Origin of the sequence: Streptomyces sp. RPT161, assembly GCF_027533845.1 — a bacterium.
Taxonomy (GTDB): Bacteria; Actinomycetota; Actinomycetes; order Streptomycetales; family Streptomycetaceae; genus Streptantibioticus_A; species Streptantibioticus_A silvisoli_A.
This window is the reverse complement of record NZ_JAPZVN010000034.1, coordinates 16,642-40,657: the sequence shown is the minus strand read 5'-3', so window position 1 is coordinate 40,657 and position 24,016 is coordinate 16,642. Positions and strand designations below refer to the sequence as shown.

Annotated in this window: 17 protein-coding genes; 10 read left to right on the top strand and 7 right to left on the bottom strand. The window is 70.5% G+C overall.

What is annotated here, in order from left to right; translation table 11 throughout:
* Positions 1 to 4: 4 nt before the first annotated feature.
* The 3 genes from truB (at position 5) to O5O46_RS33685 (ending at position 5,812) form a co-directional block, all read left to right on the top strand.
* On the top strand, positions 5 to 892 hold the full coding sequence (truB, locus tag O5O46_RS33695; protein WP_269859493.1) for a tRNA pseudouridine(55) synthase TruB: 888 nt from the start codon (positions 5 to 7) through the stop codon (positions 890 to 892).
* Between the two features lie 221 nt (positions 893 to 1,113).
* The gene (locus O5O46_RS33690) at positions 1,114 to 4,554 is read left to right on the top strand and encodes a S1 family peptidase (RefSeq protein ID WP_269859478.1); all 3,441 of its coding nucleotides are present in this window, start codon (positions 1,114 to 1,116) and stop codon (positions 4,552 to 4,554) included.
* Positions 4,555 to 4,870: 316 nt separating this feature from the next.
* Positions 4,871 to 5,812 carry a bifunctional riboflavin kinase/FAD synthetase gene (locus O5O46_RS33685; RefSeq protein WP_269859477.1) on the top strand — a complete coding sequence of 314 codons (942 nt, stop codon included), beginning with the start codon at positions 4,871 to 4,873 and terminating at the stop codon, positions 5,810 to 5,812.
* A 60-nt stretch (positions 5,813 to 5,872) separates the two neighbouring features.
* On the opposite strand, the gene O5O46_RS33680 is transcribed toward O5O46_RS33685, so the two are convergent.
* The 3 genes from O5O46_RS33680 to eccE form a co-directional block, all read right to left on the bottom strand.
* Entirely contained in the window at positions 5,873 to 8,458 is a 2,586-nt protein-coding gene (locus O5O46_RS33680) for an SCO5717 family growth-regulating ATPase (RefSeq protein ID WP_269859476.1), read from the bottom strand.
* 325 nt (positions 8,459 to 8,783) lie between these two features.
* Complete coding sequence (locus O5O46_RS33675) at positions 8,784 to 9,536, bottom strand: hypothetical protein (RefSeq protein ID WP_269859492.1); 753 nt, start codon at positions 9,534 to 9,536, stop codon at positions 8,784 to 8,786.
* 14 nt (positions 9,537 to 9,550) lie between these two features.
* On the bottom strand, positions 9,551 to 10,897 hold the full coding sequence (gene eccE / locus O5O46_RS33670; protein ID WP_269859475.1) for a type VII secretion protein EccE: 1,347 nt from the start codon (positions 10,895 to 10,897) through the stop codon (positions 9,551 to 9,553).
* 276 nt (positions 10,898 to 11,173) lie between these two features.
* Here eccE and eccB point away from each other — a divergent pair, with 276 nt between their 5' ends.
* Both eccB and mycP read left to right on the top strand, forming a co-directional pair.
* Positions 11,174 to 12,736 carry a type VII secretion protein EccB gene (gene eccB, locus O5O46_RS33665; RefSeq protein ID WP_269859474.1) on the top strand — a complete coding sequence of 521 codons (1,563 nt, stop codon included), beginning with the start codon at positions 11,174 to 11,176 and terminating at the stop codon, positions 12,734 to 12,736.
* Positions 12,736 to 13,956 (top strand): type VII secretion-associated serine protease mycosin, encoded by a 1,221-nt coding sequence (gene mycP, locus O5O46_RS33660; RefSeq protein WP_269859473.1) that lies wholly within the window; start codon positions 12,736 to 12,738, stop codon positions 13,954 to 13,956. Before eccB ends, mycP begins: the two co-directional genes overlap by 1 nt.
* Positions 13,957 to 13,985: 29 nt before the next feature.
* Here the strand turns inward: mycP and O5O46_RS33655 are convergent, their stop codons facing one another.
* Together O5O46_RS33655 and O5O46_RS33650 are read right to left on the bottom strand one after the other, a co-directional pair.
* Positions 13,986 to 15,101, bottom strand: coding sequence for a hypothetical protein (locus O5O46_RS33655; RefSeq protein WP_269859472.1), 1,116 nt, complete (start codon positions 15,099 to 15,101; stop codon positions 13,986 to 13,988).
* A gap of 65 nt (positions 15,102 to 15,166) precedes the next feature.
* A complete protein-coding gene (locus O5O46_RS33650) occupies positions 15,167 to 16,711 on the bottom strand; it encodes a beta-N-acetylhexosaminidase (RefSeq protein ID WP_269859471.1) in 1,545 nt (514 codons plus the stop codon).
* Between the two features lie 415 nt (positions 16,712 to 17,126).
* Here O5O46_RS33650 and O5O46_RS33645 point away from each other — a divergent pair, with 415 nt between their 5' ends.
* The 5 genes from O5O46_RS33645 to O5O46_RS33625 all read left to right on the top strand — a co-directional run bounded on the left by O5O46_RS33645 (position 17,127) and on the right by O5O46_RS33625 (position 21,083).
* The gene (locus tag O5O46_RS33645; protein ID WP_269859470.1) at positions 17,127 to 17,555 is read left to right on the top strand and encodes a DUF2563 family protein; all 429 of its coding nucleotides are present in this window, start codon (positions 17,127 to 17,129) and stop codon (positions 17,553 to 17,555) included.
* 14 nt (positions 17,556 to 17,569) lie between these two features.
* Positions 17,570 to 18,991 (top strand): WXG100 family type VII secretion target, encoded by a 1,422-nt coding sequence (locus O5O46_RS33640; protein WP_269859469.1) that lies wholly within the window; start codon positions 17,570 to 17,572, stop codon positions 18,989 to 18,991.
* A 54-nt stretch (positions 18,992 to 19,045) separates the two neighbouring features.
* Positions 19,046 to 20,221 (top strand): S8 family serine peptidase, encoded by a 1,176-nt coding sequence (locus O5O46_RS33635; RefSeq protein ID WP_269859491.1) that lies wholly within the window; start codon positions 19,046 to 19,048, stop codon positions 20,219 to 20,221.
* A 155-nt stretch (positions 20,222 to 20,376) separates the two neighbouring features.
* A complete protein-coding gene (locus O5O46_RS33630; protein ID WP_269859468.1) occupies positions 20,377 to 20,712 on the top strand; it encodes a WXG100 family type VII secretion target in 336 nt (111 codons plus the stop codon).
* A gap of 71 nt (positions 20,713 to 20,783) precedes the next feature.
* Positions 20,784 to 21,083, top strand: coding sequence for a WXG100 family type VII secretion target (locus O5O46_RS33625; RefSeq protein WP_269859467.1), 300 nt, complete (start codon positions 20,784 to 20,786; stop codon positions 21,081 to 21,083).
* A gap of 98 nt (positions 21,084 to 21,181) precedes the next feature.
* Here O5O46_RS33625 and O5O46_RS33620 read toward each other — a convergent pair whose 3' ends face one another.
* Together O5O46_RS33620 and O5O46_RS33615 are read right to left on the bottom strand one after the other, a co-directional pair.
* Positions 21,182 to 21,784: a hypothetical protein gene (locus O5O46_RS33620; protein WP_269859466.1), complete on the bottom strand. Its 603-nt coding sequence runs from the start codon at positions 21,782 to 21,784 to the stop codon at positions 21,182 to 21,184.
* 19 nt (positions 21,785 to 21,803) lie between these two features.
* Complete coding sequence (locus tag O5O46_RS33615; RefSeq protein ID WP_269859465.1) at positions 21,804 to 24,011, bottom strand: hypothetical protein; 2,208 nt, start codon at positions 24,009 to 24,011, stop codon at positions 21,804 to 21,806.
* Positions 24,012 to 24,016: the final 5 nt, after the last annotated feature.

The following is a 24,016-nucleotide window of genomic DNA, read 5'->3' as shown; positions in this document are numbered from 1 at the left end:
GCCCATGGGTCCGGACGGGGTCGTCATCGTCGACAAGCCCGCCGGGCTGACCTCGCACACCGTGGTCTCCCGGATCAGGAAGCTCGCCGGAACCCGCCGGGTCGGCCATGGGGGCACCCTCGACCCGATGGCCACCGGGGTGCTGGTGATCGGTGTGGAGAAGGCAACCCGGCTGCTCGGGCACCTGGCGCTGACCACCAAGACGTACCAGGCCACCGTCCGGCTCGGTCAGTCGACGGTGACCGACGACGCCGAGGGCGAGGTCACCGCCACCGCCTCGGCGGCCGGGGTGACCCGGGAGGCGCTGGACGCCGCGGTCGCCAGGCTCACCGGGGACATCCTCCAGGTGCCGTCCAAGGTCAGCGCGATCAAGGTGGACGGCAAGCGCTCGTACCGCAGGGTGCTCGACGGCGAGGACGTGGAACTGGCCGCCCGGCCGGTCACCGTCTCGTCGTTCGAAGTGCATGCCGTACGTGAGGCGGTCGCCGACGACGGCACCGCGCTGCTGGACGTGGACGTGACCGTGGGCTGCTCCTCCGGCACCTACATCCGCGCCCTCGCCCGCGACCTCGGCGCCGACCTGGGCACCGGCGGGCATCTGACCGCGCTGCGCCGCACCCGCGTCGGCCCGTACGACATCGAACAGGCGCGGACCCTGGAGGAGTTGGCGGAGTCCTTCGCGGTGCTGCCGATCGGGCAGGCCGCGTCCGAGGCCTTCCCGCGCTGGGACGTCAGCGCCGAACAGGCCCGACGTCTGATCAACGGCGTACGGCAGAAGGCCCCCGGACTCGGCGCCGGACCGATCGCGGTCTTCGGGCCGGAGGACCGCTTCATCGCGCTGGTCGAGGAGCGGCGCGGGGAGACCAAGATCCTCGCGGGCTTCGTCTCCTAGCGCCACCGTGAGCGCGGGCCGGGGCGGTTGGCAGCCCGGGCCCGCACTCGACGATTCCCCTCCGATCTTCTCTTATCCGCTCCGAGCTGCGGATTCACCCCAACGGGCAGGCGCTCGGAGTGAATCCCGTGGTGTCCGGGGGCGCTTTCGCCGCACGCCCTGTCCTGTCGATCACCACCCGCCTACCGTCGACGGTGAAGTGCTCGGTGGGAGGTTCGTGGATGGCGCTTGGGGTCCCCCCTACCGCGGGGCACGGGAAGGCCGATCCGGACGAGTCGCTGGTGCGGCTGTGCGATCTGGCCGGTCGGCCACGCGGCACCGGGTTTCTCATCGACACCGGCGGCACGCTGCTGACCAGTCATGAGGCGGTGGACGGGCTGCGCCGACTGGTGCTGCACGCACCCGGCGAGCAGACCTGCCTGGTCGAGGCCGAGGCGATCACCCCGCTGCCCGAGCAGGGCCTCGCGCTGGTGGCCACCGAGGGCCTGGTCGTACCGCCGCTGCCGGTCGCCGAGAGCGGCCCCGCCGATCCGGACGGCTGGGTGCGGCTGCACGCCGAGGGCTGGGTGCACGCGGCCGTGGTCGGCACGGTGCCCGCCACGTACACCGCCACCGACCGCTTCCATCTGCTGGGCCGGGTCTACGAGTTGGTCACCGGCACCCCGGAGGCGCTGCGCGGCGGGCACCTGGTCTCCGGCAGCCCGCTGGTGGACACCAGGACCGGCGCGGTGCTCGGCGTGGTGGCCACCGCCGTGCACGCCGCGCACGCCGCGACCGGCTTCGCCATCCCGCTGCGCGCCGAGGGCCCACTGGCCGAACCGCTCGCCCGCAACGCCGCCACCGTGCCCGCCTACGGCGCCCATCTGAACCTGGCCGGTGCGCTGCAGCTCACCGCCACCTCGGTCGGTTCGGCGGGCGCAGGACGACCGCGCGACTGGCGGGAACCGGAGCACCGACCCGCCGTCGAGGCCGAGTTGCGGAACTTCCTGGACACCACGGACGAGCGCGGCCCCCTGGTGCTCGGCCTGGTCGGCGACCCCGGCTGCGGCCGCACCACGGAACTGGGCACGCTCGCCGCCCGCCGCGCCCGGGGCGCCCGCCCGGCCCCCACGGTATGGCTGCGCGGCGCCGAACTGAGGCCCGGCGACGGCGGGTTGAAGGAGGCGGTGGAACGGTCACTGAGGGCCGCTGGGCGGATCATCGACGCCTCGGGCGGGGTGGGCGAGGCCGGGCAGGCGGAGGGCGTCACACCGGACGCGGTGGCGCATCTGGCCCGGGCCGCGGGCCGCCCGCTGCTGGTGCTGCTGGACGCGCCCGAGGAGATGCCCCCGGTACTGGCGCACGCGCTGCCCGACTGGACGGCGGGTACCACGAGTTGGCTGCGCGCCGCCGGAGTACGGCTGGTGGTGGCCTGCCGCCCGGAGTACTGGGAGCGGGCCGGGTCGCTGTTCCCCGCGGAACTGCTGTTCCGGCCAGAGGCCGCCGCGCCCGTACCGGGCGGCCCGGCACGGGCGCTGCCAGCCTGCGTACGGCTCGGTGACCTCACGCCGGAGCAGGCCGAGCGGGCCCGTGAGCGGTACGGGATCCCGGACGACGCGATCGACCCGGCGGACGCCGCGCATCCGCTGGCGCTGCGGCTGCTGGCCGAGGTCCGCGCGGCCACCCCGGACGTGGCCGGGGCGCCGGACCGGCACGCGATCTTCTCCGCCTACCTCGACCTGGTGTGCCTGCGGATCGCGGTACGGCTCGCGGTGGCCGGTTCCGAGCAGCTCACCGGCACCGCGCTGCGGCGGCTGGCCGCCCGGGTCGCCGGGCAGGTGCACGAGGCGGCGCGGCAGTGCCTGGGGCCGGGGCAGGGCGAGTTGGACCGGGAGGCCTTCGAGGAGATCTTCCCGTGGCGCAGCGGCTGGGCGTCCGCGGTGCTCACCGAGGGGCTGTTGGTGCCCGCGGGCGCCGGATACCGGTTCGCGCACGAGGAGTTCGGGGACTGGCTGCAGGCCGGGCACCTCGATCTGGACGCCGCGCTGCACGCCCTGGTCCACCGCTGGCAGACGGCGCCCCCAGGGCAGGAGGAGGCCCCGGTACGGCTGCCGTCCCGCCCGGCGACGACAGTGCGCACCAGCACCCTCGACGACCGGGTGCCGCCGCCCCCTCCGGCGCCCTCCGTCGCCCCCACGCATCCGCCGCACGCGCTGCCGGTGCCACGGCACCGCATCGGCCAGGTCGTACAGGCCCTGCTGCTCGCCGGACGGCGGGACGGAACCGCCGAACTTGCCCACCGGCTCGACGACTTGGCCGGCGCGCTGGACGCGGGCGCGGCGGAGCCCACCCGGCTGGTGTCCGACGGCGAGCCACCGGACCGCGCGGGGGGCGGCGGCACCGACGCCTCCGACGAGCGGCGCGCGGACGCCGCGTGGTGGGCGGCACATCTGCTCGGCGAGGTGCTGCTGCGCGTTCCCGACGCCGGGCCGTTCCGCGATGTGCTGCGGCGGCTGGCGGAGCGGATCACCGTGCGCTCACTGCAACGCGGTGGGTTCGGCGCAGCCCAACTACCGGCGGGAATGGCCGACTTCGGCCCATGGTTCTGGCTGCGGCTGCCGCTGGAGACCGCGGACCGGCTGGATCTGCTCCGGCTGCTGCTGCCCGCCGACGGGCCGCCTCCGGCGAAGGGTTGCGGCGCGGGCGAGGACCGGTTCCTGACCGCGGCCGGTGAACTGCTGTGCGCTGACACGGACGTCGCGCTGCCGTTGATCTGCGGCTGGTTCGACGACGACCGGCCGCTGCCCGCCGCCCCCGGGCCGGGCCGCACCACCACGGTGGCGTCCGCCGCCCAGGCGTTGCTGCACACCCACCGGCACCGCGCGGTCGACTCGCTGACCGAGGCGCTGGTGGCGGCCGCCCATCCGCGCGCCGACGAACTCCTCGCGGCGCTCGCCGAGGACGAGCCCTCAGCGCTGTGCCGTGCGGTGGACCGCTGGGCGCACGACGACCGTCCGGAACGCCATGTGGCCGCCGCGGCCTACGGGTTGCGCGCCGCGGCCCATGTGACCTCCGAGGCGGACCGCCAACTGCTGCGCTACGCGGCCCTCGCCCTGCTCGGCCGCAGCGACGCCTGCTCGCTGCACGGCGCGGCGCTCGCCCTGCTGGTACGGGATCCGGTGACCCGCAACCGCCATCTGGAGCGGGCGCTGGCGCGCTTCGCGGCGGCGGACCCGTACATTCCGGCGAGCGTGCTGGGTACCGCGCTGGCCACGCATCCCGAGCCGGTACTGGCCGCCTTCCAGGCCCGGCTGCGCGAGTCGGGCCCGCGCGCCGCCGAGGTACTGGCGGAGCTGGCCCGGGTCACCACCCCGGCGCTGGCCCGCCGCGCCGCGGCGCTCGTACGCGGCTACGCGGAACACTGCCCGGAGGGCGCCCGCTACGTGGCCGACTACCTCGACCTGCGCCTGGAGCAGGGCCCCGGCGCCCGCGCGGTGCTGTTCCCCCTGGCGGTGGGCCTGCTACGCGACCCGCGCGCCGAGGTACGCAGAGCACTCGCCCCCGTACTGACCGCCACCGGCTCCGCCGTCTCCCGCCCCCTGCGCCGGGAACTCCTCCAGGTCCTCCTCGAAGGCGAACACGATGCCGCGGTCCTGGAAGCGGTCCGCCGCGGCACGGCATAACCCACCACCCGTCCATCGCCCCACACACCGGGCGCGTGCCCACCCACGGCCCGGCGTCTGCGGACAACCGCGCATGTCCTCGCCGCCTGTCGCGTGGCCGCACGCCCGGCCCGGCTTCTCCGGCCGACCTCCGCGTACCCCTGCCCACCCGGAGGGCGCGGTGGCGAAGAAAGAGCGCCGAGCCCCGGGGGAGCCCCCGCCCCGCCGCCAGGGCGGGAAACCCGCAGTACAGGAACCCGAACCCACAGCCAGCGCGGCGACATGGCACTCTTGGACCGGCACACTGGATTTCTGTTGCGGGCGAGGAGCGGTCACTGTGGAGCGCTGGCGGGGCTTGGAGGACGTTCCCCAGGGGTGGGGGCGCAGCGTCGTCACCATCGGCTCGTACGACGGCGTCCACCGCGGGCACCAGCTGATCATCGGCCGCGCCGTGGAGCGCGCCCGCGAGCTGGGTGTCCCCTCGGTCGTGGTCACCTTCGACCCGCACCCCAGCGAGGTGGTCCGCCCCGGCAGCCACCCCCCGCTGCTGGCCGCACACCACCGCCGCGCCGAGCTGATGGAGCAGCTGGGCGTCGACGCGCTGCTGATCCTTCCGTTCACCACCGAGTTCTCCCAGCTCTCGCCGGGCGACTTCGTCCGCACCGTGCTGGTCGAGACACTGGGCGCCAAGCTCGTGGTGGAGGGCCCGAACTTCCGCTTCGGTCACCGGGCGGCCGGTGACGTGGAGTACCTCTCGGCGCTCGGCCTGAAGCACGACTACCAGGTCGAGGTCGTCGATCTCTACATGCGCGGCACGGCGGGCGGCGGCGAGCCGTTCTCCTCCACACTGGTGCGCCGACTGGTCGCGCAGGGCGACGTCACCGGTGCCATGGAGATCCTCGGCCGCCCGCACCGCGTCGAGGGCGTGGTGGTACGCGGCGCCCAGCGCGGCCGGGAACTCGGCTACCCCACGGCCAACGTGGAGACCCTGCCGCACTCGGCGATCCCCGCCGACGGCGTCTACGCGGGATGGCTCGTGGTGGACGGCGAGTCGATGCCCGCCGCCATCTCGGTCGGCACCAACCCGACCTTCGACGGCACCCAGCGCACCGTGGAGGCCTACGCCATCGACCGGGTGGGCCTCGATCTGTACGGGCTGCACGTGGCCGTCGACTTCTTCGCCTTCCTGCGCGGCCAGGAGAAGTTCGACTCGATCGACGCGCTGCTGGAGCGGATGGCGATCGATGTGAAGCGGGCCCGCGAACTCGTGGAGGCGTAGGCCTTCCAACTGCCGTACAGGGAAGGGCCGGACGGTCTCGTCCGGCCCTTCCCCATGTGCTCACTGCTGTGGCGGCGGGTAACCGTACCCCTGCTGCTGCGGCCAGCCGGGCGGCGGGGTCTCGCCACCCGCAGCGGGCGGCTGGCCCGGACCGGGCTGCGGCGCGCCGGCGGGGCTTGGCGCGGACTGAGCCTGGGTCTGGGACGGCGGCTGCTGCGGCCAGCCCTGCGGCGCGCCCGGCTGACCGTACGGCTGCTGCGGCGGCTGCGCCTCGCCGTACGGAGCGTAGCTGTTCGGCGCCGGGTAGTAGCCCTGCTGCGGCTGGCCCGGGATCGGCGGGGCCATCTGCGGCGGCATGCCGCCACCCTCGCCCTGGGTCCACAGGCCCTGCGCCTGCTGGGCCCGGGTGAAGTCCTCCGCGACCATCGCGGCGAGGTTGAAGTACGCCTCGCGGGTCTTCGGACGCATCATGTCCAGGTCCACCTCGGCGCCCGCCGCCAGGTGCTCGTCGAACGGGACGACGACCACGCCACGGCAGCGGGTCTCGAAGTGCGCCACGATGTCCTCGACCTTGATCATCTTTCCGGTCTCGCGGACCCCGGAGATCACCGTGATGCTGCGCTGCACCAGGTCGGCGTAGCCGTGCGCGGAGAGCCAGTCGAGCGTGGTGCTCGCGCTGCTCGCGCCGTCCACCGACGGGGTGGAGACGATGATCAACTGCTCGGCGAGGTCGAGCACCCCGCGCATCGCGCTGTAGAGCAGACCGGTGCCCGAGTCCGTGAGGATGATCGGGTACTGCCTGCCCAGGACGTCGATCGCCCGGCGGTAGTCCTCGTCGTTGAACGTGGTCGACACGGCCGGGTCCACGTCATTGGCGATGATCTCCAGTCCGGAGGGCGCCTGTGAGGTGAACCGGCGGATGTCCATGTAGCTGTGCAGATGCGGAATGTGCTGCACCAGGTCGCGGATGGTCGCACCGGTCTCCCGGCGCACCCGGCGGCCGAGCGTTCCCGCGTCCGGGTTGGCGTCGATGGCCAGGATCTTGTCCTGGCGCTCCGAGGCGAGGGTGGAGCCGAGCGCGGTGGTGGTCGTGGTCTTGCCCACCCCGCCCTTGAGGCTGATCACCGCGATCCGGTAGCAGGACAGCACCGGCGTACGGATCAGCTCCAACTTCCGCTGCCGCTCGGCTTCAGCCGCCCGGCCGCCCAGCCGGAACGGCGAGCGGCCCGGGATGTTGCCGCCGGGCTTCTTGGCCTTGGGCTGATGGCGCAGCAGCCGGTCTGACGACAGCTCCACCGCCGCGGTGTAACCCAGCGGCGCCCCGCCGACGGTGCGCTGCCGCTGGTCCGGCGTGACCGCGGGCCAGCCAGCGGTACGCGGGTCGGCGGGCTGGGCCGCCTGCTGCTGCTCGGGGTTGGCGGGCGGCGGCATCGGTGCACCGGTCTGCGGAAAGCTGTAAGCGGACTGCGGTGTCGGCGAGTTGGGCGCGTTGGGCGCCGGCGGCTGCGGGAAGCCGGGACCGGGCTGCTGCGGCGGCAGCGGTGCGCCCTGGCTCGTCGGCGGGCCGTAGGGCGCGGGCGGCGGCAGCGGTGCGCCCTGGCCGGTCGCCGGGCCGTACGGCGGGGGCGGCAGCGGCGCGCCACTCGCCGGGTTCGGCGCGTTCGGTACGGGCGGGTGCGGGAACCCGTATCCGGACTGCGGCGGTCCGGGTTGCTGGGGTCCGGGTTGCTGCGGACCGGGCTGCTGGGGTGCCTGGAACTGCGGCGGCAGCGGTGGCACGGCGTGCTGCGGCGGCGTCTGCGGAGGCGGCACCTGCTGCGGCCACGGCGAGTTGCCCATCGGCTGCTGCGGCGCGGGCGGCTGGTGCACGGGCTGGTGCGGCGCGGGCGGCGACCACGGCCGGGCGCCGGTGGGCGCGGCCGACTCGCCAGTGGCCGCAACGGGCGCCGCCGGGCCGGAAGTTGAGGTCTGCGGCGCCGGGGGCTGGGGCGCGGCGTCGCGTGGTTCCTCGGCGGCGGGGCTCGCGTCCGCGGGCTCGCCCTCGGGCTGAGCGGGGGCGGCTTCGGCGTTCGGGCCCACGTTCCGCGGGGAGTCGTCGGTGTCCGCCGCTGTGGGCGCGGTGTCCTCCGCGGGCTTGGCGGCCTGGGCGGGGACGGCCGAGAAGCGCATGGTGGACTCGCTGCGGATGGCGCCCTGTAGCGGCTCGTCCTTGCTGTCCGGCTCCGGCTCGGCGTCCGCCTGCTGGGCGTTGGGTGCGACGGGTGCGCCGCTGGCCGGGCCGTCGGGGGTGCCGTGCGCGGCGCTGGCCGCCGGGTCCCCATGCGTCTTGGCCAGGCCCGGGAAGGAGGGCTCGGCGTCGCCGACGGCCGGGGCACTCGCGGGCGTCGACCAGCCGGGCCCGCCCGTGGTCGGCCCCGGTGCGGACTGCGGCGCGGCGCTGACCGGAGGCGGCGTGGCCATGTCGGGGGCGGGCAAGGGTGGTTGGGGCGCCGGAGGCTTCGGGGCCGTGGCGGGCGCGGGCGAACCACTCTCCTCGCTGCTTGTCATGTACCAGGCGGGCGGCGTGTAGTCGATGGTGAACTCGCCGGTGTGGTCGGCGTCGGTCGACCGCCCGTCGCCGCGGTTCTCGTCCCGGTCGGTGCTCACTGTGCCTCCTGGATTGCTGTCATGCTCGCGAACGGCATGTCGTACGCCGGGGCCTGCGGCACGGGTGGGGTGGGCGTCGTAGCGCAGGCTCGCGCCATCGATGGTTCCTCCCCGTACCGCGGCAGCCCATCCGGCCCGTTGCTGCGGTCCCCTCGGTCTCAGGGGGCCGCGGAGGCTGATTCGGGATACCTGCCCTCGTGTGCTCCTGCCGCTCTGGAGGACAGCCTAATCATCAGGTGCCCCTCCGCGTCAGGCCCGCCCCCGCCGTCCGCGACGCATCGGCCACCGGTCGCCGCACCGCCCCCCCGACCCCTGCCAGCCGGTGTCAGTCCACCCGGCGCGCCGTACCCAGCAGCCCGGTCTCGGCATCCGTGGGCTGGGTCATCACGAACTGGCGGTGGGTACGGGTGCACCACAGCGCGAAGTTGTCGCCCAGCCCGGACAGCGCACCGACGTCCGCCGCGGGCAGTGCCATGGTCCGCCCGATCACCTCGGCCTCGTCCGGCGAGACCCGCTGCACCCCGACGAGCGTGGCGCTCTCCAGGAACCGAGGCGCCGTCGGCCCCAGATACGGCAGCAGCGTCAGCACCGACTGCCACGGCGCCGCCGCCACCCTTCCGCGCGGCGGCCGGATCCCCGCGTCGCGCACCACCAGCACCGGGGAGCCCACCGACGGGCCCTGCGGTGGCACCCGCCCCACCTCGTGCACCGTCACACACTGCTGGCCGCCACCGGCCGCCTGCGCCAACGGCGCCCACACCTGGGGCCGTCCGGTCTCCACCGCGATCCGCGCCCCCGTGGCCGCCGCGCGCAGCGCGACCACTTGGGCCATCCACAGGCCGCCGACCAGCACGACCTCCAACGGTGTGGGCCGGTTGAGGCCGAGAACCGCGGGCCGGTTCTGCGCGTCCACGCCGATGACCACGCCGTCGTCGCCGACCGGCACGCCCACCGCCGCCAACTGCCCAGCGGGCAGCACATGCCGGGAGCGGCGCGGCCCCAGCAGGCCGAACCCCAACCTGGCCCGCCCGCCGCGCGTTTCACGCTCCACGCCCGACGGCGTACCGACCTCGGTCATCCCCGAAGAGGACATCAGCGGGCACCTCCCAACGGCAGCGTCGCCAGCACACCGGGCAACTGCTCACGGTCCAGCCGCACCAGATCAACCTTCACCCCGCGCGCCGCACGCTCCAACTGCCGCCGCGCGGCGGTCAGTTCGGCGTCACTGCGGCCGGTCACCCGGACATGCCCGGCCACCGCGGCCGCGCCCGCGGTTCCCCGGCTCACGGTGAGGCTGAACGTGGAGACCAGCGCGGGCATCGAGGTGAGCAGCGCCACCAGGTTCGGCGCCGACGTGCCACCCGGTCCCAACTGCGGCCAGCGGCCTATCCAGTACGTGGTGTGCCAGCGGTCGTCGCAGCGCCAGGCGCGAGCCGTCTCCGCGGTGCGGCGGGGCGGCGAATCCGAGCGGCCCGCCTGCGCGTTGGCCAGCGGGTTGACGCAACTCGACGTGCCCACGGCGCTGATCAGCGCGGGCTCGTCCAGCAGCGTGGCCTCGAAGCCCGCACCGGCCAGCCTGCTCGCCAACTGGTCGGCGGCGCGCAGCAGGGCGCGCTGCGCTCCGGCTGTGCCGCCGCCACGGGCCCGTACCGCCTCGGGGCACAGCTGCGGGTCGAGCTTGAGCGCGACCCAGGTCAGCCGGACCGCTGGAGCACCGGACTGCGCCTGCAGCGGCGCGTAACTGCGCGCCGCGACGGCCTGCTCCGGCAGGTGCGGCGCCGGGGCGGGCTGGGTGTGCTGCACCACCTGCACCGACTCCAGCCGTATCCCGTCCACCTCCAGCGCCTCGTGGAGCAGCTCCAGCGGCAGGGGGCGGGCGGTGCGCAGCGGGCGCAGCGGTATGTCGGCGGCCTGCACCTGGAGCACCGCGGTCAGGAACGTGCCGTCTCCGACCATGCCCACCGCGCGCCGCTCCCGGGCGGTGTAGGTGCAGGTACGCAGGCTCGGGTCGCACTCCACGGCAGGCGCGAACGCCGGGTCGGTGCCGGACGGCACCGGCTCACCGGCCCGTCGTCTGCGGGCCCGCAGCGCCAGGGCGGCGGCCAGCCACTCCGGCGCGGGCCGCCGGTGTCTGCGCACCACGGCGAGCACCACCAGCGCCGCGGCGACCACGCCCGCGGGCGCGAGCAGCAGCGGATCGGTGACCCAGGCCGCCAGCAGCAGCGCGGCGGCCACCTCTATCAGTACCAACTGCCGCACCCCGAACGGGCCGATGCGGCCCGACTGCGGATGCGGCCTCAGCACCGCACCCGACTGCGGTCCCGCGCCGCTCCGCGGCCCTCCGTCGGGGAGCGGCGCACCGGCCGCGCGTGCCGCACCGCGCGAGCGCGTGCCGGAGGGCGGCTGCCCTTCCGCACGCGTCGTGGTCGCGCTGGCCATCCCCGTCGCCCCCTTGTTCCACTCTTGCGGTGAATGCCGGTTTCCCTCCGGGTGGTTGACGTGCTGCCTGCCCCACCCGCACGACCGTTGTCGATCGTCACCCGGCATAGTAGAGGCCCAGTCCGACAAGCGCGGGCGCCCGCCCCAGCCTGTGGATAACCGGGGTGCACCGCCGACGAGTTCCGTCGGCGCGCACCGCGACCGCGGCGGGCAGCGGGCGCGAGAGCGCACACCGACCAGATCGTGAACTGATCACCGGGGGAGAAGAAACAGCCGATGGCCTCACGGCGGGACGAGCTCAACGCCTACACCTTTGCCAGGAAGCGGACCTTGGCGGCGTTCCTCCAGCCGTCCGCGTCGGGCTCCGAGGAAGGTGCACCGCGACCCCTGCGCGCCTTCGCGCCGAGCCTGGTCGTCGGCGCCCTGCTGCTCGCGGGCTTCGGCGCCTGGGGAATGATCAAACCGGGTGCCCCGCTGGGCTGGGACACGCCCGGTGCCAAGGTCCTGGTCGGCAGTGAGTCCACCACCCGCTACGTGGTGCTGAACACCGACGGCAAACCGGAACTGCACCCGGTGCTCAACCTGGCGTCCGCCAAACTCCTGCTGGATCCGCAGAAGTTCGGGGTGCTCAAGATCCCGGAGTCGGTACTCGACAACGGCAAGATGCCGCACGGCCCGACCCTCGGCATCCCGTACGCCCCCGACCGGCTGCCCAGCAGCGCCGATGCCGGAACCGCCAAGCTGTGGGCGGTGTGCGAGCGGCCGGGCCAGGGGCCGGGAGACGTCCAGAAGGCCGCCTTCGTGCTCGCCAGCCGGGACGCGGCCAAGGTCGACGGCGCCGGGCGGTTGAGCGGCGACCAGGGGCTGTTCGCCCAGGGGCCCGGCGGCACCGAGTACCTGATCGACCCGAACGGCACCAAGTACGTCATCGGCAACCCCGACTGGCGCAACTCCAGCAGGGCCGGACAGGACGCCCAGAAGCTGCTGGTGAGGATCCTGTTCGGCGGCGACCGGACGCCCCAGTTGGTCACCGAGGACTGGCTGGCCACCTTCAACCAGGGCAAGCCGGTCGAGTTCCCGCAGCTGGCGGGCCTCGGTGGGGCGGCCAACGTGCCGGGCCTGAGCCCGCAGCTGAACCGGGTCGGCATGGTGCTGGTCGCTCCCAGCGGCACCGGCTCCCAGAAGTACGTGGTGCTGGCCGGCAAGGTCCAGCGCGTCTCCGACCTGGTGGCGAAGCTGCTGCTCAACATGCCGGGCGTCACGTCGATGTACCCGGGTGTGCCGGCGCCGCAGCAGGTCGCCGCCCAGGACTTCACCCCCGATGACGCGGCCTTCCCGGACGACAGCGGATGGCCGCAGGAGCCGCCGCAACAGGCGAACGACGGAGTCTCCGGCGCCTCGTGCAGCGTCTACCGAGGCACGGTGGACGGCAGCAACAGGCCCCAGGTGAGCGTGTGGACGGGCGCGCACTTCCCGGCCACCGTCGTGGACGGCGGAACCAGCGCCTACGTGACGCCGGGTTCCGGCCTTCTCTACCGGCAGACGGTCGGCGGTTCCACGGACACCGGCAGCGTCTTCCTGGTCACCGACACCGGCCTGCGCTACGCCGTGCAGTCGAACAACGACAGCGACTCCCACAAGTCGAACATCGGAACCGATCCCTCCGCCTCCCCGGGCTCCCAGAGCGCGGACCAGAGCCAGCAACAGGCCAACCAGGCCCAGGTGCGGCTCGGTTACGGACAGGTGCAGCCGGTTCCGGTTCCGCAGGCGTGGTCGTCCTTCCTGCCCGCGGGCCCAACGCTGGACGCCAACGACGCCGCCCAGCCCCAGGGTTCGTGATGCGCGTACTCCAACTCACCCGCCTCGTACGGTACGTGACCGCCTCAGGCGCGGCCTGCGCGCTCGCGCTCGCCCCCGGACTGGTACCGGTGCACCAGCCGGTACCGGCCCACCTCCGCCTTGACGACGCGGGCGAGTGCACCTACCCGGCGCAGCCCATCAAGAGCGAACCCTGGTCGCTACAGCGGGTGATGCTCGACCAACTGTGGCAGAACAGCCAGGGCAAGGGCGTCAGCGTCGCCGTCATCGACACCGGTGTCGACGCCCGCAACCCGCAACTCAAGGACGCCGTCGACAGGCGTGACGGCTTCGACCTGATCGACAACAAGGGTGACGGCACCAACGACACCGTGGGCCACGGCACCAAGGTGGCGGGCATCATCGCGGCGCGCCCGGCCGCCGGTACCGGATTCGTCGGCCTGGCCCCCCAGGCGACGGTCATCCCGGTGCGCCAGAACGACGACCAGGGCAACGGCAACGCGGGGACGCTCGCCCAGGCCATCCGCAAGTCGGTGGCGGCGGGCGCCAAGGTCATCAACATCTCGCAGGACACCACCGGCGGCCCCGACGCGCAGCTGGCCCAGGCCGTGCAGTACGCACTGGGCCAGGACGTGGTCGTGGTCGCCGCCGCGGGCAACAACGGCACGGGCGGGCAGCAGAACACCACCTATCCGGCCGCGTTCCCCGGGGTGCTGGCGGTCGGCGCGTCCGACCGCAACAACGAGCGCGCCGACTTCTCCCAGTCCGGCCCGTTCGTGGGGGTCGCGGCGCCCGGCGTCGACATGGTGTCCACGGTGCCGATCGGCGGCCAGTGCGTCGACAACGGAACGAGCTTCGCGGCGCCCTATGTGGCGGCCGTCGCCGCGCTCATCCGCGCCAAGCACCACGACTGGCATGAACAGCAGGTCGTCGCCCAGATCGAGCAGACCGCCGAACGCGTGGACCCCGGGCACAACAACTTCATCGGCTGGGGCGTGGTCGATCCGGTACGCGCCCTCACCGACGACGCCAAGCCGATCGACGAACCCGTCGCGGACAAGGCCCTGACGAAGGGCGGCGCCAAGGTGCAGCCCGCCGCGCTGACCCTGGGAGAGACCCCGCAGCACCGCGCGGAGCGCACCGCGACCTACGCCCTGGGCGCCGCGGCCGTCCTGGTGGCGGTGATCGTGGGCGGCGCGGTGGTCGTACGGGACGCCCGGCGCCGCCGTACGACCACCTGACTTGCCGCCCAAGTGGCGGGGCGACGCGCTCAGTTGGCGTTGGCCGGACGGACGGTGCTCATGATCTTGTCGATCTCGGCCGAGGTCAGGGCGTTGGGTACGCCCTGGTCCGCGTAGAGGATCCAGATGCCCGTCGTGCCGTCCTTGAGGCGCATCGCGATGGCGCGCGCGGTGGCGGTCGGCGGAACGCAGGGGCTCGGCCGGTAGATGCCGGTTGCCGTCGCGGTGGCGACGTAGCCGTCGATGCCGTTGTGCTTCCACGGGGTGACCTGGTCTACCGTCACCTTCGGCTTGTGGCCGTCCAGCCCGCCGTAGGCCCCGAACAGCCAGTTGTTCGCGGCGATTTTGGCGCTGTCCTGGAGCGTGCCGCCCTGGTTGCCCTGGGAGCCGATGGTGGCGAGTTGGCCCTTCCCCGCCTGGATCGGGCCGGTCTGGCTGCCCGCCGAGGCACAGCCGCCCTGGCGGTAGTACGAGACACCGGTCATGCCCAGCATGGGCTTGCCGTTCTGGTCGGTGTACGCGTTCTCCAGGTCGGGCTTGTCGACGCTCCACTGGTCGGACGCCGGTGGCACGTCGTAAGTGAAGCCGTGCCGCTGCCAGGTCTGCGTCTGCCAGCCCGCGATCACCGGCTTGGCGGCCTGGCTGTTCCCGGTGGAGTTGGGGCCCTGCTCGGTGGGCGACGGCGCGGTCCGGGTCGCCGCGGCGGCGGGCGGCTTCGAGCCCTGCGGCTTCGAGCCGCCGCCCCTCATCGCGAACGCCACGCCGCCGCCGATCACCGCGAGCGCGACCACGGCGCCGGCGACGGTGAGCAGCGTCCTGCGGTTGCGCGCGGGCTGCTGCGGTTCCGGCTCCGGCGGCGTGAAGGGCGGCTGGCCCTGCGGCGCGGCGGCGTGCTGCGGGAACCCGGCGGGCGGCATGGGCGGCGGCCCCTGGGGCGGCTGTGCGGGCTGTGCGTACGGGGGTTGGGCCTGCGGCTGCGGCGCGGGATGCGCGGCCGGTGCGGGCGGCCCTGGCCAGCCTGGCGGCTGTATTTTCGGCATCTCACCGGTGGGAGTCCAGGCGGGCGCCGGGCCGAATCCCTGCGGCGGCTGCTGGGGTTGCTGCTGGGGCTGCTGCGACTCATGTGGGTTCTGGGGCCAAGACATGGCCGATACCCTATGTGCCGCCCGCCGCCGCTCGGACACGGAACGGCGGCGGACGGCGACAACGGCTACTCGTCCGCGGGCCAGGGGACTTGCGGAGAGCGGTAGTAGTCGATCCCCAGGACGTCCCAACGCGGCCCCTGCGCCGCCAGACGCGCCCGGAACGCGTCCCAGTCATGCGATGCGGCCGGTGACCAGCCCAGTTCGGCGATGGCCGGCAGCCGAGGGAACGCCATATACCCTATGTCGTCGCTTGTCGAGATGGTTTCCGACCAAAGTGGCGCCTCGACTCCGAGTACGGCCGAAGCGGGCGCACCCTGCAGGAACGTCGCCGGGTCCCAGCCGTACGCGTCCTTGACCTCGGTGTAACCGGCCCAGCTGAGGCCCAACTTGGTGGACCGGTTGTACTTCATGTCCAGGTACGTGTGGTTGGCGGGCGACATCACCAGCCGCGTCCCCGCCTTGGCCGCCGCCACGACGCCCTTCTCCGTACCGGCCGTGCCCCAGTACTGCGCGACCGCGCCCGCGATGGGATGGGCGTTGGTGATCTCGTGCCAGGCCAGCACGGTCTTCCCGTGCGCGGCTACCAGCGGCTGCACCCGGTCCATGAAGGCCGCGTAGTCGGCGGCACTGGTGGAGTGCGCCTCGTCACCGCCGATGTGCAGATACGGGCCGGGAGTGAGCGCCGCCAACTCCCGCAGCACATCGGCGATGAAGCCGTATGTCACCGCCTTCGGTACGCACAGCGAGCTGAAACCCACGTTCGTCCCGGTGTACAGCGGGGGAGCCACCCCGTCGCAGTTGAGCGGCGCATAGGAGGCGAGCGCCGCGTTGGTGTGCGCGGGCATGTCGATCTCCGGAACGACCGTCATGTAGCGGCTCGCCGCATAGCGCACGATCTGCTCGTACTGCGCCTCGGTGTAGTACCCGCCGGCGCCGCCCCCGACCTCGGTCGACCCGCCATAGGTGGCCAACCGCGGCCAGGACCGGATGGCGATCCGCCACCCCTGGTCGTCCGAGAGGTGCAGATGAAGATAGTTGATCTTGTAGAGCGACAGCTGGTCGATGTACCGCTCCACCTCGGCGACGGTGAAGAAGTGCCGCGAGACGTCGAGCATCGCCCCGCGGTAGGAGTACCGCGGGGCATCGGTGACTGTCCCGCCGGAGACCGTCCACGGCCCCGGCTGCGGCGTCCGCGCCTCCACCGCGGCGGGCAGCAACTGCCGCAGTGTCTGCACCCCGTGGAACAGCCCCGCGGGCCGCTCGGCGGTGATGGCCACGCCGTGCTTGGTGACGTCCAGCCGGTACCCCTCCTCGCCCAGGCCCCCGGCGTGACCGCTGAGGGCCAGCACGATCCCGTCACGCCCGCCCGCCGCCAGGGGCCGTACGGGCAGCGGATACCCCGTCGACGGCCGCAGCAGCGCCGCCAGATACCGCCCGACGCGCACCGCCTCCGGTGAGCCCTCCGGCACCCGGATGGCGGTGCGCTCACCGATCGAGTACGGCGCACCACCCTCGTGCACGGCCGCGGGCACCGGCACCACCTGGGACAACGGCCGCGGGGCCGCGTCCCTGGGCGCCGCCGAGGTGGCCCCGGCGGTCACCCCCACCATCAGGAGCAGCGCACCCAACAAACACGGCAACCGCCGCACGGCCACCGCAGAAACCCAAGCACCGCGTCGTCTCACGAACGATCCCTCCGCCGAGGACCAAGGCCCAACCGACACCTGCGACCGAACTCCGATAAACCGACCAAATGCGCTTCCTGGGTACCGTGAGTCTGACGAGGCGTCAAGGACGCCGTGCGACGGGACACGATGTGTCGGCTCGGTTGGCTCGACCGGACCAGGAGCATGGAGATCGGCCTGGCCGCTGGTGATCGTCGCGCCGGATCGGGCGGGGCTGATCAGAGCGGTGAGCCAAGTCACCTTGACCGACGGCGCAGTTGGCGGCAACGCGGTTGGGGCTGTCAGTGGCACTCGATAGAGTGGTAGGCAGTGTTAAAGGTGTTGTAAGGGGGAGCGGACCGTGGCTGTGTCTGACAACGGCACGTCGGGATTCGGGCGCAAGCCCGACGCGCTGTTGGATATCCAGAAGCGCATCAACGACCTGCTGACCAAACTGGAGCAGTCCGCGGCCTCGCACACCAAGCTCGGCGGCCAGGCGGTCTCGCGCGCGTCGTTCGGCGGGAAGTTCGCCGAGGCCGACGATCTGCACGCGCTCTACGACAACGTGCACAAGCAGTTGGTCACCCTGTCGCAGACGTTCAGCGACCAGCTCGAAGCGTTGGGTATCACCGTCCAGATCATCGACCGCGGCTACGACGGCATCGATCAGGAGCAGGCGGACCGACTGCGTGAGATCCAGAAGAGGACGGCGCAGTACTACACGGCGCCGAAGCCGAGCGGTCCGGCCGCCCAGCCGCCCGACGGCCACGGCAAGTCGGTCGTTGCGTAGGACGGGGGAGTCTCATGGGCCAGTATGACGACGCGAAGGCGGGCCAAAGCGACGTCTTCGAGTGCTACGCGATGGAGAGCCACAACTTCGAGAGCATGTCCGTGAAGGACCTGCGGGCACTGGTGGAGAGTGGCAACCCGAGCGACATCACCAGTGTGGGGCACGCCCTGCTGGACGCGCACGGTGAGATCACCGACATCGCGAACCAACTCAAGCACTATGTGGCGGTGGCGGGCGGACAGTGGCAAGGAGCAGGCGCCACCGCGTTCCAGGACTGGGGAAACCAGTTCGCGAACCAGAGCCTGAAGCTGGCTCACGTCGCCTATGTGGCGGGTGACCACATGAGCGCCGCCGGGTACGCCCTCGGCCACGCGCAGAGCGTGGTGCGGACGCTTTCCCCCGACGCCAAGCCGAACTCCTCGGACCACAATGAGGCCATCACCCAGGTGAGCAAGGTGGCCTCGACGTATGTGACGGCGAAGGAGGTGATCCAGGGGGAGCAGATGCCGAACTTCCAGCCGTTGCCGGAGTCCACCTACAACCCGGGTGAGAACTCTGCCGGCTTCCGGCACTATGGCTCGTCTGACGCAAGCAGCGGTACCAGCGAAGGTCGGCCTGCTGCGTCGTACGTGGAGCCGGTATCTGAAGTTCCTAGCTCCAGCGGTTCTGCCCCGCATGGTCCAGAGGCCGTGGCACATGATGTTCGAACTGCGCCGTCGGAGACAAACGTCGATTCTCACACGTCGCTGGATTCGGCGGCTCCCACCCATGTCACGCAGTCTCCCGCGTACCATGAGCCGGTATCTGCCAACGGCACATCCACCAACCAACCGAGCAGCATGCGTCTTCCTCCGGTGTTCGGTAATCCAGGGTTCACGGTAGGAACAGTGGCTTCCAGGCCGGCATCCGGATTCGGTCGTGGGCTTGGCAATGTTGGTGGTCTGAGCGATAGTCGCCTGCCTGCAGCAAGCAAGCTGCCAACAGAACCGAGTGACGGAATCGTTGGGGGAATTCCCAGCCGGAACGGCTCGGCGACGTCTGCTCCCCGCATTCCCCGAGGGACTGTGATCGGCGGGGGAGAAGAACCGGCACCGCGCGGTTCGGTCTTCCGCGGCCCCATAGGGGAAGCCGCTGGCGCAAGCGGGTTTGGAGGGCCCGGTGCCGCTGCAGGACCAGGGCGTCGTCTGGCATCCGAACCAGGCGGTGTCGTGGGGGAGGTTCGCTCCTCGGGCTCTGCTACGCGGGAGTTCACGCCTGGCGGCTCCGGGCTCGTGAGGGAGGGGCAGGAGCCCGGAGCCAGGATGGTACCGTCCGCAGGAGTGGGGTCGATTGGCGACCGCCGACGCCCTACAGCGGATCGGCCTGACTATCTCGAAGAAGACGAAGAGACTTGGAACACGAACCGACAGGACGTCGTTCCGCGTGTCATTGACTAAGCCAAGTGGGCCAGCGGATCTAGTGGAGGCTACGGCACGGTGCGAACCTTGACCGTGAGAGCGAAACGTCAATGGCTCGCACCATTGCTGGCAGTTCTCTTCTCCGGGGGCACGCTCTCCGTCGGTATGACTTCACCGGCGTTCGCCGATGATGCGCGCTCCCACCAGTGGTATCTGGACGTCATGCAGGCAGAGAGCATGTGGAAGGTGAGCACGGGGCAGGGGGTGACGGTCGCCGTCATCGACAGCGGGGTGGACTCTTCGGCGGCTGACTTGCGCGGAAAGGTCTTGCAAGGAGAGAACCTCAGCGACTCGAAGGCCGGCGAGGTGAGTGATCGGGACGGCCATGGGACGGAAATGGCCGAGCTGATTGCGGGGTCGGCCGCCGCTGGCGGTATCCAAGGCCTTGCTCCCGGCTCGAAGATCCTGCCTCTGCGATATGACTCCGGTGCCACCGCGGCCAGTGCCATACCCAGAGGAATCCGCTACGCGGTGGACCATGGGGCTCGAATCATCAACATGTCGTTCGGTAGCCCTGTGGATGGCGAGTACCAAGCGATGCAGTCGGCTATCAACTACGCTGACGAAAAAGGCGCATTGCTATTTGCCTCGACTGGCAACACCGGGGACAAGGCCAACTTGGCTGAGGCGCCAGCATCCTTGCCCGGTGTCGTCGGTATCGGCGCGGTGGACAAGAGCTTGACCGTGACGAAGTGGTCCACGTACGGACCACAGGTCGCCCTGACCGCTCCCGGGGACGATATTCCCATGTGGTGCCCAGACGGCGGGGGGTACTGCTCCAGCTGGGGCACCAGCCAGGCAACTGCCCTCGCCTCTGCCTCCGCTGCCCTTGTCTGGTCCGCTCACCCGGACTGGACCGGGAACCAGGTGCTGCGCGCCCTGATCGAGACGGCTGGCAGGCCGACGGAAGGCAAGGTGCCGAGCGAGTACGTCGGGTACGGGTTCGTGCGTCCCCGGATGGTCCTGCTCGAGCACCAAGGCGACCCCGGCGCGGCCAACGTCTACCCACTGCCGAACGGACCGGCGTCGGGGTCGCCCTCTCCGGCGCCCTCGAAGGCCGGGCAGGCCGTGTCGTCGGCACCGCAGCACGGGGAAGCCGCGGCCGCCGCAGGGAGCGGCAACACGACCCTGTGGGTCCTGCTCGGTCTTGGGGCGGCCGTTGTCGTAGGCGGCGTGGCGGCATTCGTGGTGCGACGTAGGGCGGCCTAACTTGCCCAGCATATAGGCGTGTTGGGATTGTCGTGTCCACCTACTAGAGTGACGCGAGAGGCTTACGTCCGCGCTCACTTCCGCGCGCGTGTCAGATCGACGCGAGTCGCACATAGTGACCCGCGGAGTCCGAAAAATCATGGGGGAGGCAGTTAATGACCCAGCAGACGTCGCTTAACTACGAGCGGATTCACAAGCTCGAACGGAGGATTGAGGACACCAGCCACTCGATGACCAAGCAGCTGGGCGACCTGTCGAACATGCTCGCCCAGCTGCAGGCGGACTGGAAGGGCCTCGGTGCCTCGGCGTTCACCAAGGCGCAGCAGGACCTGAATGACGATCACCTGGCTCTGCGCAAGGCACTGGACGTCATCAAGCAGGCCGTGCACGACACCAAGGTCGGCACCCATGCCAATGACGAACAGGTGACCGACGACTTCAAGCGCGTCAACCTGTCCGGGGACCTGAGGAGCGGCCTCGCCGGTTACTAGGCCGGTTCCGGCTTGACGGGATCAAGCCACGCAACGCCGCACTCAAAGCAATTGACTTCACATCAGGGGGCATGATGTCTGACCTCGATCTCAAGGTTCATTACTCCTCGCTGCAGGAGGCCGCCCAAACTCTGAGGAACGCCGCGAAGGTTCTGGCGGGCGAGCTGGACGGCCTGCGTGCCGAGGTGGAAAGCGTGTCCCAGACCTGGGACGGCGAGGCACGCCAGGCGTTCGTCCAGGCCGACACTGTTTGGCGGCAGCGGACGGAACACATCAAGAACGTCCTGAACGACGTCGCGAGCAGGGTCGAGAAGGCTCACGCCAGCTACCACGCGACGGACAAGAAGGCGTCGGGCTACTTCCACGCCTGAGCGCCTGAGCGAGGCCTCGCACGGTGGGGGGCGGATGCCCTACTAACCGGTGTCCACCCCCCACAGCTTTGACGAGTGCTCGCAGCCATATTGGGCGGCTAATTGCTTTTCTGGCATGGGCGCATGTCCAGCAAAGCCTGCATCGCCGGATTGATGAGTTTCCTCAACACTTGCTCGTCCTTGCTGGTGCCGTCAATCCTTCTGATCAGCAGAGAATACTGCTCCTCTCCTTGTTTCTGAGGGATCGGGCAGCCTGTCACAGCCCCTGAGGTCTTTCCTTCGCCACCGTTCCAGGAGGCGGAGTCGTACTTCCCGTCGATCTTCCTGAAATTGCTTGCTGCATCGTCGTCATGCGCTACGTTGGCGATGCTTGCTTTGGGCTGGCCGGAAGTCGAGTCGGCCGACCATGTGTAGAGACTTACGGCGATCTTTCCGTCGACCCAGTAGTAACAGGACTGACGGCTGCCGCTCTGGGCGGCATATGCATCTTGGTTGGTGAACCCCCCTGTTTCTGTTACCTTCTTTCCGCTCGGAAACAGAGGAGCGTACAGGGGCTTGTCGACTTTCATTCCGCATAGATTTTCCGGTGCGGAACTGGCGTTGCCAGTCGAACAGCCGGTTAGTGCTGTACCCAATAGCAGAAACGACGTAATGAAAGAAGCTCGCTGGAGGGGATTGGCAAGGGTCGCGTGCACAGTCATTTATTTTCCTTGACGCCTCTTATGAATTGCGTGCCTGCTGCTGTACGGCCCCCGCTCCGAAACTGTCTCCAGCGGCCGTACCGGCAGCGTTCTGAAGGCCTGCTACGTCCTGAGGGGAGTAGTTGCCATTCCTGACTGCTCGTACAACTGCCGCCTGGGAAGCAGCGATTACGGCGTTCTGACCCGCATCGTATTCGTGGCCTGCCTCGTGCTGCGCTGCTGCCGTGGTGTCATGGTGGATTGTGTTCATCACGCTTTGGTTTACATCATCCTGTAGCCAGGCAGTAGCAGTGCCGAGAACGGGGATCTCGGAGGGGATTTTCGACACGCCCATACTCAGCCCCCGTGTTACCCATTTGTCGACCAGGTCCACATTGTCGTTGAAGGCCTTGTCGCTTGCGGTGTGGGCTTGGTGAATCGCTTCGGCGCGAGCCGCGCTCATGATGCCTGCGATATGAGCGCCGGGCGCTACAGCATTGTGTACGCGGTCGCCGACGGAAAGTGCGGAGCTCGCCGGTCCGTTGATGGCGTCATTGACGAGGTTGCTTGTGCATGCTTGCTGTGCTGCGGTAATGGCGGCGTAGGCGTGCGGGTCTTGGCCGACGGTGGCGAGAAATGCATCTACTGGAAGTCCAGATAGGCCGGCGCTAGTGCCAAATGTGGCTATTCCTTGGCCTCGGTACATGGCTTGCTGGAAGTCAGCCATATACTCGGCGGTCATGTCGCCCAGATTGCTTCGGAGGCTGGCGAACTTGCCTTCCTTGGAGACAAGCGTGGGGTCGTTGCCGAAGAGGTCGACCGTGTGTCGCATGATCGCGGCACTTGCGTCCGAGTGCCTGATCGGGGGGCCGTCATCGCCGAACGGTCGCCCGGTGGCTGCGGCTTCAAGTGCTGCCGCGAAACCCCTGGGTCCGTTGGGGTCCATGGACGGAGACGTCGGAATCTCTATGTTCCCCTGCCAGCGAGTGTGATCCACGATGTTCCAGTCGCGGTCTTTGACTAGGTAGTCGAAGCGGCTTTGGCCCGCGCTGGTTCGCGTGTCAAGAAATGAGGTCGCGGCACCCGGATCGTGGCTCATGATGCCGAGCACGCCGTCGAGTGGATCGTTTGCGAGACCCCATGCATGGCCGGCGTCCACATACGAATCCTTCAGATGCCATATGTCCTTGTCCTTCTTCTCGGCGCTGATCAGATCGTCGCCCAGGTCGTCAAGGAACTGATGAGAGTAACCGCTCCCGTGCTGCATGAGGGACACCAAACTCTGGTATCCGCGGACGTTGTACCACCCGGGAACGTCGTCGATGGGGAGCCGGTACTCCTGGACTCCCGCCTTCTGTAGATCATCGTGCCACCGCTTGTAAAAGGAAGACCCAGGATCCTTGGTGGCCGCCGCGAGGCTGTCTGCGAAGCCGGTCTCCAGTCTCAGGTACTGCGTCTGGTTCCGTTTGTCGGTGGAGTACGCGAGGTCGTTGAGCCGGTTGGTGAGTTGGATGGTGCCGCCGGCCCCGAGGTCGGTGAGAAGCGTCTGGCCGAAGTCCTTGTCATGCGAATTGGCGCGCATGAGCCTTTCCAGGTTCTGCATGTCCTCGCTGGATAGCTTTCCCTTGGAGTCGAGTTCCAGTGCGAGGTTGGCGGCCTGGTGGCCCTCGTCGCGTTCGAGGTCGCCGTCGGCGTTGGCGTTGAAGGCGACGCCGTTGAGGTTTAGGGGCTGGTAGTTGGAGGCGTCCCGGAGGGCGAGCTTGATGCCGTAGTCCGCGTCGTTGACGGCCTGGACGGCGTCGGCAACGCGGCGGGTCCACTGGCCTTCCACCTCGTGGAGGTCCGGGTCGTGCGCGATGGAGTTCTGCTCGTGTGCCGGCACCTTGCTGTAGTCGAAGGACGCGATGCCGTTCTCGTCCACCTTCATGCCCGCGCGCTCGGCGTCCGAGACGACCTTCTTGACGTTGCCCTGGAGCTCGCTGAGCTTGCCCTCCGCCTGGCGCAGTAGCGAGGCGACGGCCGTCGCCTCCTTCTTGGCGGCGTTAATGTCAGCGAGGGTCTTGATCGACGCGGGGGCGTACGCCTGCTGGCTGAGACCTGACCAGCTGCCGTCGACACCCGTGCTCTGCACCTTGTTCTTGTAGGTGGTCGCCATGGTGTCGAACTTGCCTGCCATCTCGTCCCATTTCTTGGCGGCATCGGTGAGCTTCGACAGGTCCGCGCTGATGACCTGCTGGTACGTAGGCACGGTTA

Coding starts and splice junctions, on each gene's coding strand:
- O5O46_RS33650 (WP_269859471.1), bottom strand. CDS start 16,711: ATGGTGGGGGTGACCGCCGGGGCCACCTCGGCGGCGCCCAGGGACGCG.
- O5O46_RS33640 (WP_269859469.1), top strand. CDS start 17,570: ATGGGCCAGTATGACGACGCGAAGGCGGGCCAAAGCGACGTCTTCGAG.
- mycP (WP_269859473.1), top strand. CDS start 12,736: ATGCGCGTACTCCAACTCACCCGCCTCGTACGGTACGTGACCGCCTCA.
- O5O46_RS33655 (WP_269859472.1), bottom strand. CDS start 15,101: ATGTCTTGGCCCCAGAACCCACATGAGTCGCAGCAGCCCCAGCAGCAA.
- O5O46_RS33630 (WP_269859468.1), top strand. CDS start 20,377: ATGACCCAGCAGACGTCGCTTAACTACGAGCGGATTCACAAGCTCGAA.
- eccE (WP_269859475.1), bottom strand. CDS start 10,897: ATGGCCAGCGCGACCACGACGCGTGCGGAAGGGCAGCCGCCCTCCGGC.
- O5O46_RS33620 (WP_269859466.1), bottom strand. CDS start 21,784: ATGACTGTGCACGCGACCCTTGCCAATCCCCTCCAGCGAGCTTCTTTC.
- O5O46_RS33625 (WP_269859467.1), top strand. CDS start 20,784: ATGATGTCTGACCTCGATCTCAAGGTTCATTACTCCTCGCTGCAGGAG.
- O5O46_RS33690 (WP_269859478.1), top strand. CDS start 1,114: ATGGCGCTTGGGGTCCCCCCTACCGCGGGGCACGGGAAGGCCGATCCG.
- O5O46_RS33675 (WP_269859492.1), bottom strand. CDS start 9,536: ATGACCGAGGTCGGTACGCCGTCGGGCGTGGAGCGTGAAACGCGCGGC.
- eccB (WP_269859474.1), top strand. CDS start 11,174: ATGGCCTCACGGCGGGACGAGCTCAACGCCTACACCTTTGCCAGGAAG.
- truB (WP_269859493.1), top strand. CDS start 5: ATGGGTCCGGACGGGGTCGTCATCGTCGACAAGCCCGCCGGGCTGACC.